Below are 15,304 nucleotides of genomic sequence, written 5' to 3'. Positions count from 1 at the left end.
CGCGGCTACTCACCGACCGGCACGAACGGGACCTACTTCTTCGTCTCGACGTCGCCAGACAGGGCCGCGATGAACGCCTCCTGCGGCACCTCGACGCGGCCGACCATCTTCATGCGCTTCTTGCCTTCCTTCTGCTTCTCGAGCAGCTTGCGCTTACGGGAAATGTCACCGCCGTAGCACTTGGCCAGCACATCCTTACGGATCGCCCGAATGTTCTCGCGCGCGATGATGCGCGCGCCGATCGCGGCTTGGATGGGCACCTCGAACTGCTGCCGCGGAATCAGCTTCCGCAGCCGCTCGGCCATCATCGTGCCGTACGAGTACGCGTTGTCGCGGTGCACGATCGCGCTGAATGCATCCACCTTCTCGCCCTGCAGCAGGATGTCGACCTTCACGAGGTCGGCCGCCTGGTCACCGATCGGCTCGTAGTCGAGCGAGGCGTAACCCTGCGTGCGCGACTTGAGCTGATCGAAGAAGTCGAAGACGATCTCGCCGAGCGGCAGTGTGTAGCGCAGCTCGACGCGCTCCTCCGAGAGGTAGTCCATCGAGATGAGGCTGCCACGTCGGGACTCGCACAGCTCCATGACCTTGCCGATGTACTCCTTCGGCACGAGGATGGATGCGCGCACGATTGGCTCGCGAACCTCCTCGATCTTGCCCTCGGGGAACTCGGACGGGTTCGTGACGTGGTGCACGTTGCCGTCCTCGGTCACGACGTCGTAGGTCACCGAGGGCGCGGTCGTGATGATGTCGAGGTCGAACTCGCGCGAGAGTCGCTCGGTGATGATCTCGAGGTGAAGCAGGCCAAGGAAGCCGACGCGGAAACCGAACCCAAGCGCGACGGAGGTCTCGGGCTCGTAGTGGAGCGCCGCATCCTCGAGCTTGAGCTTGTCGAGCGCCTCGCGAAGCTCGGGGTAGTCGCCCGCGTCAATGGGGTAGAGACCCGAGTACACCATTGGTTTCGGCTCAACGAAGCCCTCGAGCGCATCCGTCGCCGGGTTCTTCGCGGAGGTGACCGTGTCACCCACACGCGACTGGCGCACATCCTTCACACCGGTAATGAGGTAGCCCACCTCGCCCACCGCGAGCCCCTTCGCCGTGCGCGGCTCGGGAGCCGAGACACCCATCTCGAGCAGGTCGTGGGATGCGCCGGTCGAGATCATCTGGATCTTCTCGCCATTGCGCAGCTTGCCGTCGACCATGCGCACGTATGTCACGACGCCGCGGTAGGTGTCGTAGACCGAGTCGAAGATCATCGCGCGAGGGGCTGCATCCAAGTCACCCTTCGGCGCGGGCAGGCGGTCGACGATCACGTCGAGAAGCTCCTTGACGCCGTCGCCGGTCTTGCCCGACACACGAAGCACGTCTTCGGGCTCGCCACCGATCAGGTTCGCGATCTCGGCCGCGTAACGCTCGGGGTCGGCCGAGGGCAGGTCGATCTTGTTCAGCACCGGGATGACCTCGAGGTCGTTCTCGAGCGCGAGGTAGAGGTTCGCGAGCGTCTGGGCCTCGATGCCCTGCGCCGCATCCACGAGCAAAATCGCGCCCTCGCACGCTGCGAGCGAGCGCGAAACTTCGTATGAGAAGTCGACGTGGCCCGGAGTGTCGATCATGTTGAGGATGTAGTCCTCGCCGTCGATGTGCCACGGCATGCGCACGGCCTGCGACTTGATCGTGATGCCACGCTCGCGCTCGAGGTCCATCTTGTCGAGGTACTGGGCGCGCATCACGCGGTCCTCGACGGAACCCGTTAACTGCAGCATCCGGTCGGCCAGCGTCGACTTCCCGTGGTCGATGTGGGCGATGATGCAGAAGTTACGGATGCGCTCGGCGGGTGTTTCGAGCGGCTGCAAGATTTTCGGCGTGTTCGGCATGGTGCCTGCCATTGTCCCACGAACTGACGCGCGCGAAATCATCGCGCCATAAGCCGGGTTGAAACTGTATGAACGGCGTACACTTGGTGTTAATTACCCCCGATCAACGGCGAATAGGACCGTCATGTCCAACGATGTTCTTCCCGTATCCGCAATTCGATTCAAGGCGGAGGCCGCCGACTGGCGCGAAGCAATAACGATCAGCGGTGACCTGCTCGTCGCGAGCGGCGCCACGACCGACGAATACACCGAAGCGATGGTGAAAACCGTCGAGGAGCTCGGCCCCTACATGGTGATCGCTCCCGGTTTCGCGCTCGCGCACTCCCGCCCTTCCGAGGCCGTGAAGCGCACTGGCCTGAGCTGGGTCACGCTGGCCGAGCCGGTCGAGTTCGGCAGTCAGGCGAACGACCCGGTCGATCTCGTCGTCGGCCTTGCGGCCCTCGACCACGACTCGCACATCCAGGTGATGTCAAAGCTTGCCGGCGTCCTCGCGAACGCCGAAGTCCTTGCGCAACTACGCGCATCCACCGACCCGGAAGAAATCCGCGCAGCCCTGCTCGGTGACTAACGGGACAGCAAAAGGAGAACTAATGAAGATCATCGCGGTCTGCGGCATGGGTATCGGCACCTCGGTACTCCTCAAAATGAACATCGACCAGGCGCTCGACAACCTCGGACTCGAGGGTGACGTCGAGGCCGCCGACATCTCGTCGGCACGAGGGGCTGCGGCGAGCGCCGACCTCGTGATGACGAGCGCAGAGCTGGTTGAACAGCTCGGCGACATCGACACCCCCGTCATCGTCGTCGATAACTTCGTCGACCAGGCAGAGGTGCAAGAAAAGCTCCAGCAGGGGCTCGAACTCTAACTCCGCGTCTAGCGGCGCGGGGCGCCCGCGCCGGAAAGTAAGGTGATCGGGATGGACTGGCTAGTCGTAGTCCTGGATTTCATCGGTAAACAAATTCTCAACGTGCCGGCGTACCTCGTCGGCATCATCGTCGCCATCGGTCTGATCGCGCTGAAGAAGAGCGCGGGCCAGGTGATTGGCGGCGCTCTCAAGGCCACACTTGGCTTCCTGATTCTGAATGCCGGTGCGGGCGTCGTGGTTGCAGCCCTGGATCCGCTCGGTGGCCTCGTCCTCGCCGTGACCGGCGCGGAAGGCGTTGTGCCCACGAACGAGGTCATTACCGCCATGGCGGCCGACCAGTTCGGTGCGGCGAGCGCCTACATCCTCGCGATCGGCTTCGTACTCATGCTCGTGATCGCGCGATTTACGCCTTTGAGCTACGTGTTCCTCACGGGCCACCACATGGTCTTCATGGCCATGATGCTCGCGGTGCTCCTTTCGATCGGCTTCGGCGATCAGAACCTCTGGCTCACGGTGCTGGTTGGCGCATTCCTCCTCGCCGTGATGATGGTCGTCATGCCGGCCTTCGCGCACCCGTGGACGAAACGCGTCACTGGGAATGACACGGTCGCGATCGGCCACTTCGGCACCGTCGGCTACATCGCCGCGGGTGCGGTTGGTCAGGCCGTGGGTAAGCACTCGAAGTCGACTGAGGACATCAAGTTCCCGAAGGGGCTTTCGTTCCTGCGCGATTCGATGGTCGCCACCGCGCTCTCGATGGTGCTGATCTACCTCGTGTTCGCGATCTGGGGCCTCATCGCACTCGGACCGGACGCATACCAGTACATGCCGGGTTCAGAGGACGGCGGCGCCTTCATCATGAACGCGCTCATGCAGGGCCTCATGTTTGGTGTCGGTGTCTCGATCATCCTCTACGGTGTGCGCACGTTCCTTGGTGAGCTGATCCCCGCCTTCCAGGGCATCGCGAAGAAGGTCGTCCCGGGCGCGAAGGCTGCCCTCGACGTGCCGATCGTGTTCCCCTACGGCCAGAACGCGGTGCTGATCGGATTTATCTCCTCGTTCGTCGGCGGACTCGTCATGCTGCTCGTGCTCGCGCTCTGGCTCGGCCCGGCTTTCGGCCTGGCGCTCATCCTGCCCGGCATGGTGCCCCACTTCTTCACCGGTGGTGGCGCCGGCGTCTACGGCAACGCGACCGGCGGTCGACGTGGTGCGATGCTCGGCGGCTTCGTGAACGGCCTGCTGATCACGATCCTCCCGGCGATCCTCTACCAGGTCATGGCGAGCGTGGGTCTGTCCGGCTCCACCTTCGGCGACGCCGACTTCGGCTGGTTCGGTTCGCTCATCGGTCTCTCGGTGCAGGTCGATTCCACGGCGGTCGGCGCGGTCCTCGCGATCGCGATCGGCGTGGTGCTGCTCGTGCTCGCGATCCTCTGGCAGGTGCGCGTCGTCGACAAGGGCTGGGTCCCTGGCGAAGAGCACCAGAAGTTCGTGGATGAGCAGCGCGCGGCGGCGAAGGAAGCGGAAAAGGCCGCTGTGGCAGCAGCAAAGAAAACTCAGGCCTAAGAAAGCATTGCATCGGGCTGGGGTACTGGTAAGATTTCTCTTTGGCTTACGCGTACCCCACTCGACGCGATGCGCCTGGCGGCCCCTCTACCCGCACGGCGTGAAGTTCATATTTCACTTCCAGGAAAGATTTAACGTTGGCAAACATCAAGTCGAAGATCAAGCGCATCGGTACCAACCGCAAGGCAACCGAGCGTAACCGCGCTTACAAGTCGGAGCTCCGCACCGTCATCCGCAACGTCCGCCGTGCCGTTGAGGCTGGCGACGCCGAGAAGGCACAGTCGGCTCTCGCCCTCGCGTCGAAGAAGATCGACAAGGCAGTTTCGAAGGGCGTCATCCACAAGAACCAGGCCGCGAACCGCAAGTCGGCTATCGGCAAGCAGGTTGCTTCGCTCAGCAAGTAACCGATACGTCAATGGGGCTCGATCACTTCGGTGATCGGGCCCCATTCGTTTTCCCGCTAGCGCGGCCGGTTTGCTGGCTGCCCCGCAATACCGAGCACGCCGAGCACTCTTCGAGGTTATATTTCCCTCCTGGTTCGCTACCCGTGCCGGAATTCGCAGGCGGTCCCGGCGCGCGAAGGCGCTGCGCGGCTGGCTAGCGCGGCTGTAGTGGGAATTCGCGCTCTCGCGACCAGGGCACAGTCCAGCCGACCCCGTCGAGCACGCTCGACAACAGCATTCCCGTGAAGCCCCACACGAGGTCGCCGCCGAAGCGTGCGGGCAGCTCGAACGCAGCACCGCGGAACGTCATGCTCTTATGCCGCAACACCGAGACACCGCGCGCCTCGGGCGTCAGCAGATCGGCGACCGGCACACGCATGACCTCGTTGGATTCGGTGCCGTCTGCCCGCACAGCACTCGTCTCGCGCCACCACCCGATGACCGGCGTGACGAGGTTATTGCTGACCTCCATGTAGATCGCGGGCAGCGATCCGAGTACGTCCACGCCCGCCGGGTCGAGCCCCGTCTCCTCATTCGCCTCGCGAAGCGCCGTGGCGGCCTCGTCTCGGTCCCCCGCTTCCGCCCCGCCGCCGGGAAACGCAATCTGTCCGGGGTGGTGCCGCATGTTCGCCGATCGCCGGGTCAGCAGCACGTCGAGGCCATCCGAGACCGCGCTGATCTGCGCATCCGCCGGCACGTCGTCGAGCTCGCCAAAGAGGATGAGCACCGCGGAGTTCCGTGGCGGCACGTCGCTCGGCTTCTTCGGAATCGAGAAGTTGATGTCGAACCCGCGCGTCAGCGCGTCTTCGAGCTGGATGCGGGCCTCGGGTCTGCTGGTGGTCACTCCCCCACCCTAATGCTCGCTACCGAGAGGCTAGACGCCGCTGAAGTCGCGGGCGGCCACGCAGCGCACGAGCCGCTCGACCGCGTACTCGGGCGAGCGCGAGCCACCCTTCACGAGGTGATCGGTCTCCGCGACAAGCATGATCGCGCTCGCGAGCTCGAGCTCGCTCCAGCCGCGAGTTTCACGCCGCGCCTGACCGATCTGCCAGGGTGCGCCGCCGACGGTCTTAGCGAGCTGCGCATCCGACCCCGCGAGCCCATACACCTTCGCCATCATCCGCAGCTTCATCGCAAACGCCGCGACAATCGGCACGGCGTTGAGGCCGGTGTCGAGCCCGGAGCGCACGAGCAGCATCGCCTCGGCGAAGCGACCCGCGATCGCGCTGTCGGCGATCTTGAATCCGGTGGTCTCGACGCGGCCGCCGTAATAGCGCTCCACGAGTTCGGGAGAAATTTCTTCATCGCCCGACACACTCATGAGCTGCCGGCACGCTGCCGCGAGCTCGGCGATATCGGTGCTGAATGCGGCGACGAGCGCCTGCACCGCCTGTGGCTGCGCGCGGCGACCTTGCATCCGAAACTCCGCCATCGCGAAGCCGAAGTACTCGTTCGCCTTGAGCGGCACACATGCGATTTCGATCGCGTCGGGCATCGCGCGCACGGCGTCGAGCAGCTTCTTCCCGCGCACCCCCGAGGCGTGACGCAGCACGAGGGTCGTGCCCTCGATGGGTGCCGCGACGTAATCGAGTGCCTCCTGCAAGAAGGCGTCGACCGTCTGGTGCACCCGCTCGGCGACCACGAGCCGCGGCTCCATGAACAGCGAAGGGCTCACGAGGGTGGTCAGCTCGCCCGGCGCGTAGGAGGATGCATCGAGGTCGTGGACTTCGAGCGACGGGTCCTCGGTGCGGAGCATCGTGCGCAGGCCAGTGATGGCCTCCGATGCGAAGAAGTCCTCAGCCCCCGAAACGAGCACCACCGGTGCCGGTCGGACCTCGCGCCAATGCACCTGCGGGATGCGCGATTTCGCGCTCGCCTTAGCGCGCCCCTTCGTAGCTGCCACACGACCTCCTAGCCGACCTCAATCGTACGGGAGGTGGGAGATGTCGGCGCTCGGTGCCGCACCGATTGTGCGTTCCCGAAAATCCGGTCTCTCGAAATCGAGAGACCCAGGATTCGGCGCTACGGTGATGGACATTGCTCGAGACCGGTTCACCACCGGCCCGAACGCAGGCAACTTCCGACCAATGAAGGTAGGCGAAACACAGTGACCGATCCCTTACTCAATGCGGCCAGCGACTACTACGAGCTCTTCTCCGAGGTCTCGGGCGCCGATGCGGAGGCCTGGGCGCGCGCCCGCGCATTCGGTGACGAAGTACTCCCCGAGATCAACGACTACTGGCAGCGCGCCGAGTACCCGCTCGACCTCGTGCGTCGCGCGGGCGAGTTGGATCTCTTCACCGACGGTCTCGACGTCCCTGGGCATGCCAAGCTCTCGCCGCTCGGCGCCGGCCTGGTCAACATGGAGCTGTCGCGCATCGATGGCTCCATCAGTACCGCGCTCGCGGTGCAGGGTGGGCTCGCGCTCCGCTGCGTCGTGCTCTACGGCAGCGACGAGCAGCGAGAGCGCTGGACCGAGCCGCTCGCCACGGGTGAAGTGCTCGGGGCATTCGCGCTGACCGAACCCGACCACGGCTCCGACTCGGTGAGCCTCGCGACCACCGCCGTACGCGATGGCGACAGCTGGATACTGAACGGCGAGAAGCGTTGGATCGGCAACGGCGCATCCGGCGGCATCACCGTCGTGTGGGCGCGAAGGTCCGACACCGGTGAGGTCGGCGGATTCATCGTTCAGCAGGACACCCCGGGATACGAAGCCGAAGTAATCGAAGACAAGGCGGCTATGCGCGCGATTCACCAGGCCGCGATCACCTTCCGCGACGTGCGCGTGCCCGACTCGGCGCGGCTACCCGGCGCGACCTCGTTCAAGGACACCGCCGCCGTCCTGTCGGCGACCCGAGTCGGCGTCGCCTGGTCGGCGCTCGGCCACGCACTCGCCTGCTACCAAGAAGCGCTCGAGCATGCCAAGACCCGCGTGCAGTTCGGTCGGCCGCTCGCGAAGTCGCAGATCATCCAGCAGCGGCTCGCGAATATGTCAATGCAGATCACCACGATGCAGCTGCACTGCCGTCGCCTCGCCGAACTCGAGTCGGCCGGGAAGCTCGACGCGACTCAGGCATCCATGGCGAAGGTGAACAACACCCGCCTTGCCCGGGCGATCGCGGCCGACGCCCGCGACATGCTCGGCGGCAACGGCATCCTGCTGACGCGCGATGTGATCCGCCACATGGTCGATATCGAGGCGATCCACACCTACGAGGGCACCGACACGATGCAGTCGCTCATCGTCGGCCGCCAACTCACCGGGATGGGCGCGTTCGTATAGCGCGTCACGCGCTGATCATCTCGTGATCCACCAACTGCGAAGAGGTCTGGCCGAACCAACATCCTCGTGTGTGTTCGACCAGACCTCTCACCATGCGCGGTTCTCGAGCGGTGCCTGATGGCGCTGCGAATCGGCGCGCGGTTATTCAGCGGCGTCCGTTTTCGGCATTCCGTAATACTCGAGCACGGCATCGTCTCGGCCCGCGCTCACTTCAAAGAGTTCCAAGAGAATATTGTCCGGCGCCATAAACATGAAGTACTTCGACCCAACAGATTCGCGGATTCCAGGTTTCGGTCCCATGTCGAGCCCGGCAGCCGACATGCGAGCGAATAGGTCCTCGATCCCGACAACCTGAACCCCAAGGTGGTGAATCGCCCCTTTGCCTTCGTCTTTCGGGGGCTGTTCGTAGAAATGCAGCGCACCGATTCCGATCTTCATGAAGACATTTCGTGCGCCGGCATATCCACCGTCCCATTTGACCTCGGCGTCAAACCATTTGGTCCAAAATTCAACTGCTGCGTCGAGGTCGTGAGAAAGAAGATGCGCGTGCTGGAGGTGATATCGAGCTGGTGAATTGTGCGGATAGCGTTCGCGCGGATATTCCAGCTCGGCGGTGGCAAGTGGATCGATCGTAGTGCTAGTCATGAGTTCCTCCATAGATGAGTGAGTAGGTTGAAAAATGGTGTCCGAAACAATTGGCTCGTTGTGTTGCTAGCGCAAATAAACTCGGTCGTGGTCAAGCTCTCGCAGAATGGCGAGTTCGCTTTCTGTGGGTTCCGGTGTTGTGACGAGGTCCGCTGCAATCTGTAGGTCCCAGCCCGTTGCGCGCCGCACCTCTTCGACCTGCACACCGGGGTGGATGCTCGTAAGCCGCAGTTCCTCGTCCGGAGGTTCTCTCGACATGATTCCCAGATCGGTGATGACCCGGGTCACACCCCGGCCGGATGGCATCGGTCCAGTCGCGTGCTCCGCTGCGCGATGTGGACTCGGTGACGTGCAATAGTCCAGTCGTTCGACGAAGGTTCGCGCGGTGTGTCGACGCATGACGAGGAACGCCTCCCCGCAATTCGCCATTACCTCGACCGCTCCCCCTGATCCCGGCAAGCGAGCCGCAGGAGCGTCGACATCGGAACCGATGATGGATGAGTTGAGACTCCCGTAGCGGTCGACCTGGGCGGCGCCGAGGAACCCGACTTCAATCCGGTTTCCCTGCAGCATGTAATTGAACAGGGCGGGCATCCCCATGACGCATTCCGCGCCTGACACGAGAACCGAGTCCGATACGGCCCGCGGGAGTTCTTGCGGATGAGCGCCCGTGATGCCGGATTCGTAGACGATCTCGACCTCGGGCGAAACGGTCTGTTGGGCGAGAGCAACGGCCAATGTTGGCAGGCCGTGCCCCGCGAATACGACGCGACGACCGGCGAGCTCACGGGCCGCCACGACCGACAACAGCTCGGTGTTCGTATAGGGCCTCGAAACGGCCAGGTCAGGATGCTCCTGAAGTTCGATTGTGCTCATTATCGACTCCCGTAATTGACTGGTTGCGAGTATTGGGGCGTGACGGCGAGTTCACGCCAGCGCTGCGGTTCTTGTAGCGCGACCCACTCCGCATATGACGCCGTCGCGTGGATGTTCGTGTCAAGCCACTCCACAATCTGATCGTGGTCGCGCGCGAGCTCTGCCCATTGGCGGATGAACGCATCGTCTCGGCTGTAGTAGCCCTGGACGGACGAAGGAAAGGAGCCCCACGGCACCTCAACAACGGCATCGACAATCGTGGCTGGCACAATCGTGCGATTCGGGTCGGATCGGATGACCTCGTCATCCACGATCTCTTCCACGGTCACAATCACTTTGCGTCCGGCGAACGCAACTTCCTGCTGCATACCGAGGATGCCCCAGGCCTGCACGTTCCCGTGGCGGTCCGCGCGCTGCGCATGAATTATCGACACGTCCGGGTTCAACGGCGCTACCGCATAGAAAGACTCACCCGTGAATGGGTCGATGACCTCGCGAATACCTTCGTGCCCTACAACCATGTCGCTACCGCGATAGGACTTGGTCGGCATGAACGGTAGTTTCGACGCACCAGCGAGGTAACGGGCAACGAGGCCACCATGGCTGTATTCCTCAATCTCAAGCGATCGTGGATACTGCTTTTCAACCCGCCTGCGCACTTCTTGCAGCGACCCGGCAGAGCTATTCCCCATGAACGAGATGATGATCTTGTCAAGGCATTCGCCCGCCAGTAATTGGTCGATGAACAATTCGCCGGACATGCGCGCAAGCGTGAGTCCTTGGATTCGTTGCCTGATGATTTCGTGCGCGGCGGCGACCGGGACGAGGTGTCCAAATCCTTCCAGCGCGATGGTCATTCCCGGGCGAACATACTTGGCAATTGCGTCATGAAGTGAAGTGGTTTTATCCACGATGGTGTCCTTTCGAGTAGCAGAACTACCGACGTCAGAATGCATCCTGCTCGAGGGTCAGGTCGCGGCCGCGGGTTTCCGGCGCGAAGATTGCGCCGATGATGCCGATCAGTGGGTAGGCCATCATCACGATTGCGATAGGCAGCCAGCTATCCGTGCTCGCTGCCACAACTGCAGCGGCGATGAAGGGAGCAAGACCCCCTGCAAAGATTGAACCCACTTCCTTCACCAACGACATGAAGGTGTAGCGGCGCTTTGCCCCGAAGATTTCGACAAACCAAGACGTTTCCACGACGAATGGGCCGGGCGTCGAGCCGCAGATAAAGACTACGAACACCGCTGAAATCCAGAACGCGTTCTCCGTGTGGATCAGCGCAAGGGCAGGCACGATAAAGAGGAACTGGAAGATTGTCCAGAAGAGATACACGGGTTTGCGACCAAAGCGGTCAGTGAGGTGGCCAGTCAGAGGTATGACGGCGAATCCCAACAGAGTACCGATGAGGATGCCTGTGGTCGCGGCGCTGCCATGAATCCCGATGGTCGCTGCAACGTACCCGACGAGAAAGGTCTTGATGAGATAGGGACCGGAATTCTCGGCAATTCGGATCGCGAGCGTGACAATAAAGGTTCGTTTCGATGCCTTGACGTCGGCCCAGAGCGAAGTCTGTGCTTTCGTTGCCGCGACGTTTTCGGCTCGATTTTGACGAATTTCGACGAAAACCGGCGATTCCTTCACTGCGACTCGCAGATACATCGCAACAGCGGTGGTGATGATGCTTGCGACGAATGGGATTCGCCAGCCCCAGTCCATCAACACGTCTTGAGGCAAGAGGCTGATGGCAGTCCAGCTCGCCGTAGCCAGCAGAGTACCGGAATTGGTACCGAGCCCGACGATCGCGCCGAAGAGACCGCGCTTGTGTGTGGGCGCAGACTCGACCATGAGCAGTGAAGCGCCGGCGAGCTCCGCGCCGGACCCGAATCCCTGAACGAGTCGAAGCACAACGAGCAGGGCCGGCGCCCAGAGTCCGGCTTGCGCATACGTCGGCAGCAGGCCGATTGCGGCGGTCCCGATTCCCATCATGGCAATTGTCACGACGAGCACGAACTTGCGGCCCAACTTGTCGCCAAGGTAGCCGAAATAGATCCCACCAAGCGGACGGATGAGGAAGCCGGAGCCATAAATAGCGAAGCTAGATAGGAGCGCTACCGCTGGATCCTGCTCGGGGAAGAACTGCGGCCCGAACACGAGCGCCGCGGCGAGACCGTAGAGCGTCAGGTCGTAGTACTCCATCGACGTTCCCAGCCAGGTCGACCACGAGGTTCGCCGCATCTCTTTTTTGGGCAATGCCTGCACCGACGAGGAATTCGATTGTTCAGAGTGCGGTGACTGCACTGTCTCCGCCTTCGATATAGACGTCTTTGGATTCTCCAGGTAGATCAGGTTCCAGGACGGTCCCGGACGTTGGCACAGGCCGCAACTTCGCGACGAGAGTGACCGGTTTGGGGACCTGCATCCATAGTCACCCGACTCCACCTATGCATGCCAATACCTAGTTGTGCGAATATTTAGAAGACATTGGTTATAAGTCTTCATCCGGCGTCGGCATCACCTCATTGAGGACTTCCAAGACAGCTTTCGTTGCGGGCGTCAGCCGCTGGGGATTCCAAGCAATCGTGGAGGGGCTCACATACTGTTTCCCTGCAAGCGGCACGAACTTCACGTTGTGCGCTACGTGACCAACCACTGAACTCACCGTCAGTGCCACTCCCAGACCGGCGGCGACCATCGAAAGGATGGCGCTTGTCTCGGAACCAAACTGCACGTACTTCGGAGTAAAACCGTTGTCCATGCACGCGTAATTAACGAAATCTCGGAGCGTAGTCGATGACTCATTTTGCGGATAGCCGACGAATTCTTCGTTTGCGAGTTCAGTAAGTGGCACTCCCTCGCTACTGGCAAGCTGGTGATTAGGCGGAACAGCCAGGACAAGTCGCTCGTTCTCAACCACCCGACTCGAAACCCCTTCGATCTGGTCTGGCCCGCGAACGAATGCGATATCCAGATCGCCGTCCAGGACGCGGTGCAGTCCGTCACGCGAGAATACCCCCGACGTAATGGACAGCGTGATACCAGGCTTCCGTTCCCGCAGGGATGAGGCCGCGATCGGAAGGAGCGATTGCATGGCGATTCCACCAATACCAATGTGGACAAGCCCGATCTCGCCGTCCCTTGCTTGCGCGACGATGGCTTTCGCCGCATCAAAGCTGTTGAGCGCCTGCTTCGCGGCAGGCAAGAAGGCCTCGCCAACCGAGGAAAGCGTGACCGTTCGAGTCGAACGGTCAAACAGTGTCGCGTCGAGGGAGCGTTCGAGTTGGGAAATCTGTCGGCTCAAGTAAGGCTGCGCGAGGTGCAAGCGCTCCGCCGCGCGACCGAAATGTAGCTCCTGGGCCAAGGCCACAAAGGCTCGAATATGCCGTATCTCCATGTCCGGGATCCTACAAGCGAGTCATCAGCCCACCGGGACCGTCGCGTTCGCGTAGCGCGGAGAGCTCGCAATTTCGTCAGCTGACTCACCCGACCACGGGTGACGCCGAATTTAGGTCACCTAGACAGCTCGCTGCGGCTCGTCCAGATCTGGATGTTGTCGCGGTCGCCGAAGACCGCGAGGTGGCCCTGGGTGTCGGTACGGAACGAGGCAGTGCCAGAGGTGGCGAGCATCCCGAGTGCGTCTTCAGTGGGGTGGCCGTAACCGTTTCCTTCGCCGACTGAAATCAGGCCGACCGCCGCGGAGATCTCGGCATAGAGCGCGGCGTTCTGGTCCCGCGAGCCGTGGTGTGAGACCTTGACGATGTCGGCAGCGACGGGTTCGCCGAGCAGCGGCGATTGCGCTGACTCCCCCAGGTCGCCAAGGACGATCAGGCTGAGGCAAGACGCCACGCAGGATGCGGTGGGTTCAGCCAGGAGCGTCAGGCTGGAGTCATTACCTTCCGCGAATGACGGGCCGCCGTCGCTGCTGCGTTTCGGGCTCAGTACCCGCCACTGCAGGTCGCCCAGCTCGAGCGAGTCGCCGCGCGCGCCGAAGTACACGGCGATGCCTGCGCCCTCGAGTAACGTCGTGACGGGTTCCCGGCGAGCCTCCTCTGTGTCCGGCAGCCACGCGGCCGTCACCGGGATGCGCAGCTCCCCCACCGCTCCTGAGTGATCGATGTCGAAATGGCTCAGCACAAGCAGATCGATTCGGTCGATGCCGAACTCGGCGAAACAAGCGTGGAGCAATTCCGTATCCTCGCCGGTATCGATCAACACCGTGGCATCGCCGCTGCGCACGAGCAGCGCATCCCCCTGCCCGATATCGCACGCGACGACCCGCCAGTCGACGGGACGCCGCAAATTGGTCAGCGTGATTTGCGTCGTCGCGAAGAGGAGCGCAAATGCGAGTCCGACCGCGAGAGCCTTCCTCACCGGCAGGGGCGTGCGGCGTCGCAAGGCCAGCCAGACCGCAACGCACAGCGCGACCCACGAGAGCACGCCAAACGGCCCCGCAAGCCACGGCACGCTCGCCGCCGGCAGTTGGTCCACGGTCTCGGCGATCAGCGCGATCCATTGCGCCGGTAGCCACGCGACCCACGCGATCGCGAGCCCGACCGGCGGTGCGATGGCGCCGATGAGACACGCGCCGAGCCCCACCACCGTCGCGATCGGCGCGGCTGGTGCGGCCAGGAGATTCGCAACGACGCCATAGACCGGCAGCGTCGCATCCAGCATGAGCAGGATGGGTTGGCACGCGAGCTGCGCCACCATCGGCACCGCAATGAGCAGCGCGATCGGCGGTGGCAGCCACAGCTCGAGCCACTTCGCAACCGGGCGCGTGCCGATGAGGAGTCCGCCAGTGGCCGCCGCGGAGAGTGCAAAGCCGTAATCGTGAGACAACCACGGATCCGCAACCAACAACACGATCACCGCGAGTGCGAGCACCGGCACCCCGGCGACCGGCCGAGACACCGCCTCGAGCGCCAGGACGATCACGGCCATTGCTGCGGCGCGAATCACCGAGCCCTGCGGCGTGACGAGCAGCACGAATCCGGCGAGCACGAACCCCGCCGCGGCGATTCGCACCGGCCTTGACCACCCGCACAGTCGCCCGAGGCCGACCACCCCCACGACGATGATCGCGATGTTTGAGCCAGAAACTGCCGTCAGGTGTGTGATCGAGCTCGCCTTCATCGCGCGATCCAGTTCGTCGTCGACAAGGGACTCGTCCCCGACGGCGAGGCCCGGAACGAGCATCGCGCCAGAACCGGGCAGCTGTCTCGCAGTCTCGATGAACTTCGCGCGCAAGTGGTTTCCAACCTCCAGTACGGGATGCGCACCCGCCACGAGCTCGACCGGTCCCTTCGCGAACGCGAGCGCGACGACGTCGTCGCCCGAGCTTGTGGGCTCGAGGGCGGCAGTGACTCGCATCGCAACGCCAATCCCCGGGGAGCCCTCCGGGAGGTCGGCGAACACGAGTACCGGGGCCGTCGCGGGAACACCGTCAATCGCCGTGAGCGTCGCCGGGAGTCGATGGCCGTAGGCGCCCTCGCGCGGCAGTCCGGCCAGCACAAAATCCAGCGTCACTCGCTCGCCGCCATCGATCGCCACAGCGACAGGTTCGGGGACGCGCGAGTCACCTCGCGCCGCGGCCGACGCCGCCACGAGGGCAGCGGCTGCGAGGAGCACGCAGGTAATCGCGACCCAGGCGGCGCGCCGAACGAAGCACACCGCCACGAGTGTCGCGGCGAGGAGTCCCAACGCAATACCGGCCGCGGCGGTCAGAAACTCCGTCGCCACCCAGCCCGC

At 63.2% G+C, this 15,304-nt stretch carries 14 protein-coding genes; 5 read left to right on the top strand and 9 right to left on the bottom strand.

Features of this window, described 5'->3' with window-relative positions:
- Nucleotides 1-32: 32 nt before the first annotated feature.
- Nucleotides 33-1,874 carry a translation elongation factor 4 gene (gene lepA / locus GMOLON4_RS01525; RefSeq protein WP_026936991.1) on the bottom strand — a complete coding sequence of 614 codons (1,842 nt, stop codon included), beginning with the start codon at nt 1,872-1,874 and terminating at the stop codon, nt 33-35.
- 124 nt (nt 1,875-1,998) lie between these two features.
- On the opposite strand from lepA, the gene GMOLON4_RS01520 reads away from it, so the two are divergent.
- From GMOLON4_RS01520 to rpsT, 4 genes are all read left to right on the top strand, one after another.
- On the top strand, nt 1,999-2,442 hold the full coding sequence (locus GMOLON4_RS01520; protein WP_026936990.1) for a PTS sugar transporter subunit IIA: 444 nt from the start codon (nt 1,999-2,001) through the stop codon (nt 2,440-2,442).
- A 22-nt stretch (nt 2,443-2,464) separates the two neighbouring features.
- Nucleotides 2,465-2,740 (top strand): PTS sugar transporter subunit IIB, encoded by a 276-nt coding sequence (locus GMOLON4_RS01515; RefSeq protein WP_026936989.1) that lies wholly within the window; start codon nt 2,465-2,467, stop codon nt 2,738-2,740.
- A gap of 51 nt (nt 2,741-2,791) precedes the next feature.
- Nucleotides 2,792-4,303, top strand: a complete 1,512-nt coding sequence (locus GMOLON4_RS01510) for a PTS ascorbate transporter subunit IIC (protein WP_026936988.1) — start codon at nt 2,792-2,794, stop codon at nt 4,301-4,303.
- Between the two features lie 137 nt (nt 4,304-4,440).
- A complete protein-coding gene (gene rpsT, locus GMOLON4_RS01505) occupies nt 4,441-4,707 on the top strand; it encodes a 30S ribosomal protein S20 (protein ID WP_026936987.1) in 267 nt (88 codons plus the stop codon).
- A gap of 193 nt (nt 4,708-4,900) precedes the next feature.
- Here the strand turns inward: rpsT and GMOLON4_RS01500 are convergent, their stop codons facing one another.
- Both GMOLON4_RS01500 and holA read right to left on the bottom strand, forming a co-directional pair.
- A complete protein-coding gene (locus GMOLON4_RS01500; protein ID WP_026936986.1) occupies nt 4,901-5,590 on the bottom strand; it encodes an NUDIX hydrolase in 690 nt (229 codons plus the stop codon).
- 30 nt (nt 5,591-5,620) lie between these two features.
- Nucleotides 5,621-6,649 carry a DNA polymerase III subunit delta gene (holA, locus tag GMOLON4_RS01495; protein ID WP_026936985.1) on the bottom strand — a complete coding sequence of 343 codons (1,029 nt, stop codon included), beginning with the start codon at nt 6,647-6,649 and terminating at the stop codon, nt 5,621-5,623.
- Between the two features lie 204 nt (nt 6,650-6,853).
- Between holA and GMOLON4_RS01490 the strand changes: the two genes are divergently transcribed.
- Nucleotides 6,854-8,032, top strand: a complete 1,179-nt coding sequence (locus GMOLON4_RS01490) for an acyl-CoA dehydrogenase family protein (protein WP_026936984.1) — start codon at nt 6,854-6,856, stop codon at nt 8,030-8,032.
- Between the two features lie 141 nt (nt 8,033-8,173).
- Here GMOLON4_RS01490 and GMOLON4_RS01485 read toward each other — a convergent pair whose 3' ends face one another.
- From GMOLON4_RS01485 to GMOLON4_RS01460, 6 genes are all read right to left on the bottom strand, one after another.
- Nucleotides 8,174-8,677, bottom strand: coding sequence for a VOC family protein (locus GMOLON4_RS01485; protein ID WP_026936983.1), 504 nt, complete (start codon nt 8,675-8,677; stop codon nt 8,174-8,176).
- A 66-nt stretch (nt 8,678-8,743) separates the two neighbouring features.
- Entirely contained in the window at nt 8,744-9,553 is an 810-nt protein-coding gene (locus GMOLON4_RS01480) for a CoA-transferase subunit beta (RefSeq protein WP_051266846.1), read from the bottom strand.
- Complete coding sequence (locus tag GMOLON4_RS01475; protein ID WP_026936981.1) at nt 9,553-10,464, bottom strand: CoA transferase subunit A; 912 nt, start codon at nt 10,462-10,464, stop codon at nt 9,553-9,555. The genes GMOLON4_RS01480 and GMOLON4_RS01475 overlap by 1 nt, the downstream gene beginning before the upstream one ends.
- A 34-nt stretch (nt 10,465-10,498) precedes the next feature.
- On the bottom strand, nt 10,499-11,998 hold the full coding sequence (locus tag GMOLON4_RS01470; protein WP_265576763.1) for an MFS transporter: 1,500 nt from the start codon (nt 11,996-11,998) through the stop codon (nt 10,499-10,501).
- Nucleotides 11,999-12,044: 46 nt separating this feature from the next.
- Nucleotides 12,045-12,950, bottom strand: a complete 906-nt coding sequence (locus GMOLON4_RS01465; RefSeq protein ID WP_026936979.1) for a LysR family transcriptional regulator — start codon at nt 12,948-12,950, stop codon at nt 12,045-12,047.
- Between the two features lie 116 nt (nt 12,951-13,066).
- Entirely contained in the window at nt 13,067-15,295 is a 2,229-nt protein-coding gene (locus tag GMOLON4_RS01460; RefSeq protein ID WP_169516513.1) for a ComEC/Rec2 family competence protein, read from the bottom strand.
- Between the last annotated feature and the right edge of the window lie 9 nt (nt 15,296-15,304).

It is taken from the genome of Gulosibacter molinativorax (genome assembly GCF_003010915.2).
Lineage (GTDB): Bacteria > Actinomycetota > Actinomycetes > Actinomycetales > Microbacteriaceae > Gulosibacter > Gulosibacter molinativorax.
Note: the sequence above shows the minus strand (reverse complement) of the source record. Positions and strands in the feature narration are given on the sequence as shown.

Bases quoted from the DNA above. Each gene is read 5' to 3' on its own strand.
- GMOLON4_RS01465 (WP_026936979.1), bottom strand. From the start codon at position 12,950: ATGGAGATACGGCATATTCGAGCCTTTGTGGCCTTGGCCCAGGAGCTA.
- GMOLON4_RS01480 (WP_051266846.1), bottom strand. From the start codon at position 9,553: ATGAGCACAATCGAACTTCAGGAGCATCCTGACCTGGCCGTTTCGAGG.
- GMOLON4_RS01515 (WP_026936989.1), top strand. From the start codon at position 2,465: ATGAAGATCATCGCGGTCTGCGGCATGGGTATCGGCACCTCGGTACTC.
- GMOLON4_RS01510 (WP_026936988.1), top strand. From the start codon at position 2,792: ATGGACTGGCTAGTCGTAGTCCTGGATTTCATCGGTAAACAAATTCTC.
- lepA (WP_026936991.1), bottom strand. From the start codon at position 1,874: ATGCCGAACACGCCGAAAATCTTGCAGCCGCTCGAAACACCCGCCGAG.
- GMOLON4_RS01520 (WP_026936990.1), top strand. From the start codon at position 1,999: ATGTCCAACGATGTTCTTCCCGTATCCGCAATTCGATTCAAGGCGGAG.
- GMOLON4_RS01485 (WP_026936983.1), bottom strand. From the start codon at position 8,677: ATGACTAGCACTACGATCGATCCACTTGCCACCGCCGAGCTGGAATAT.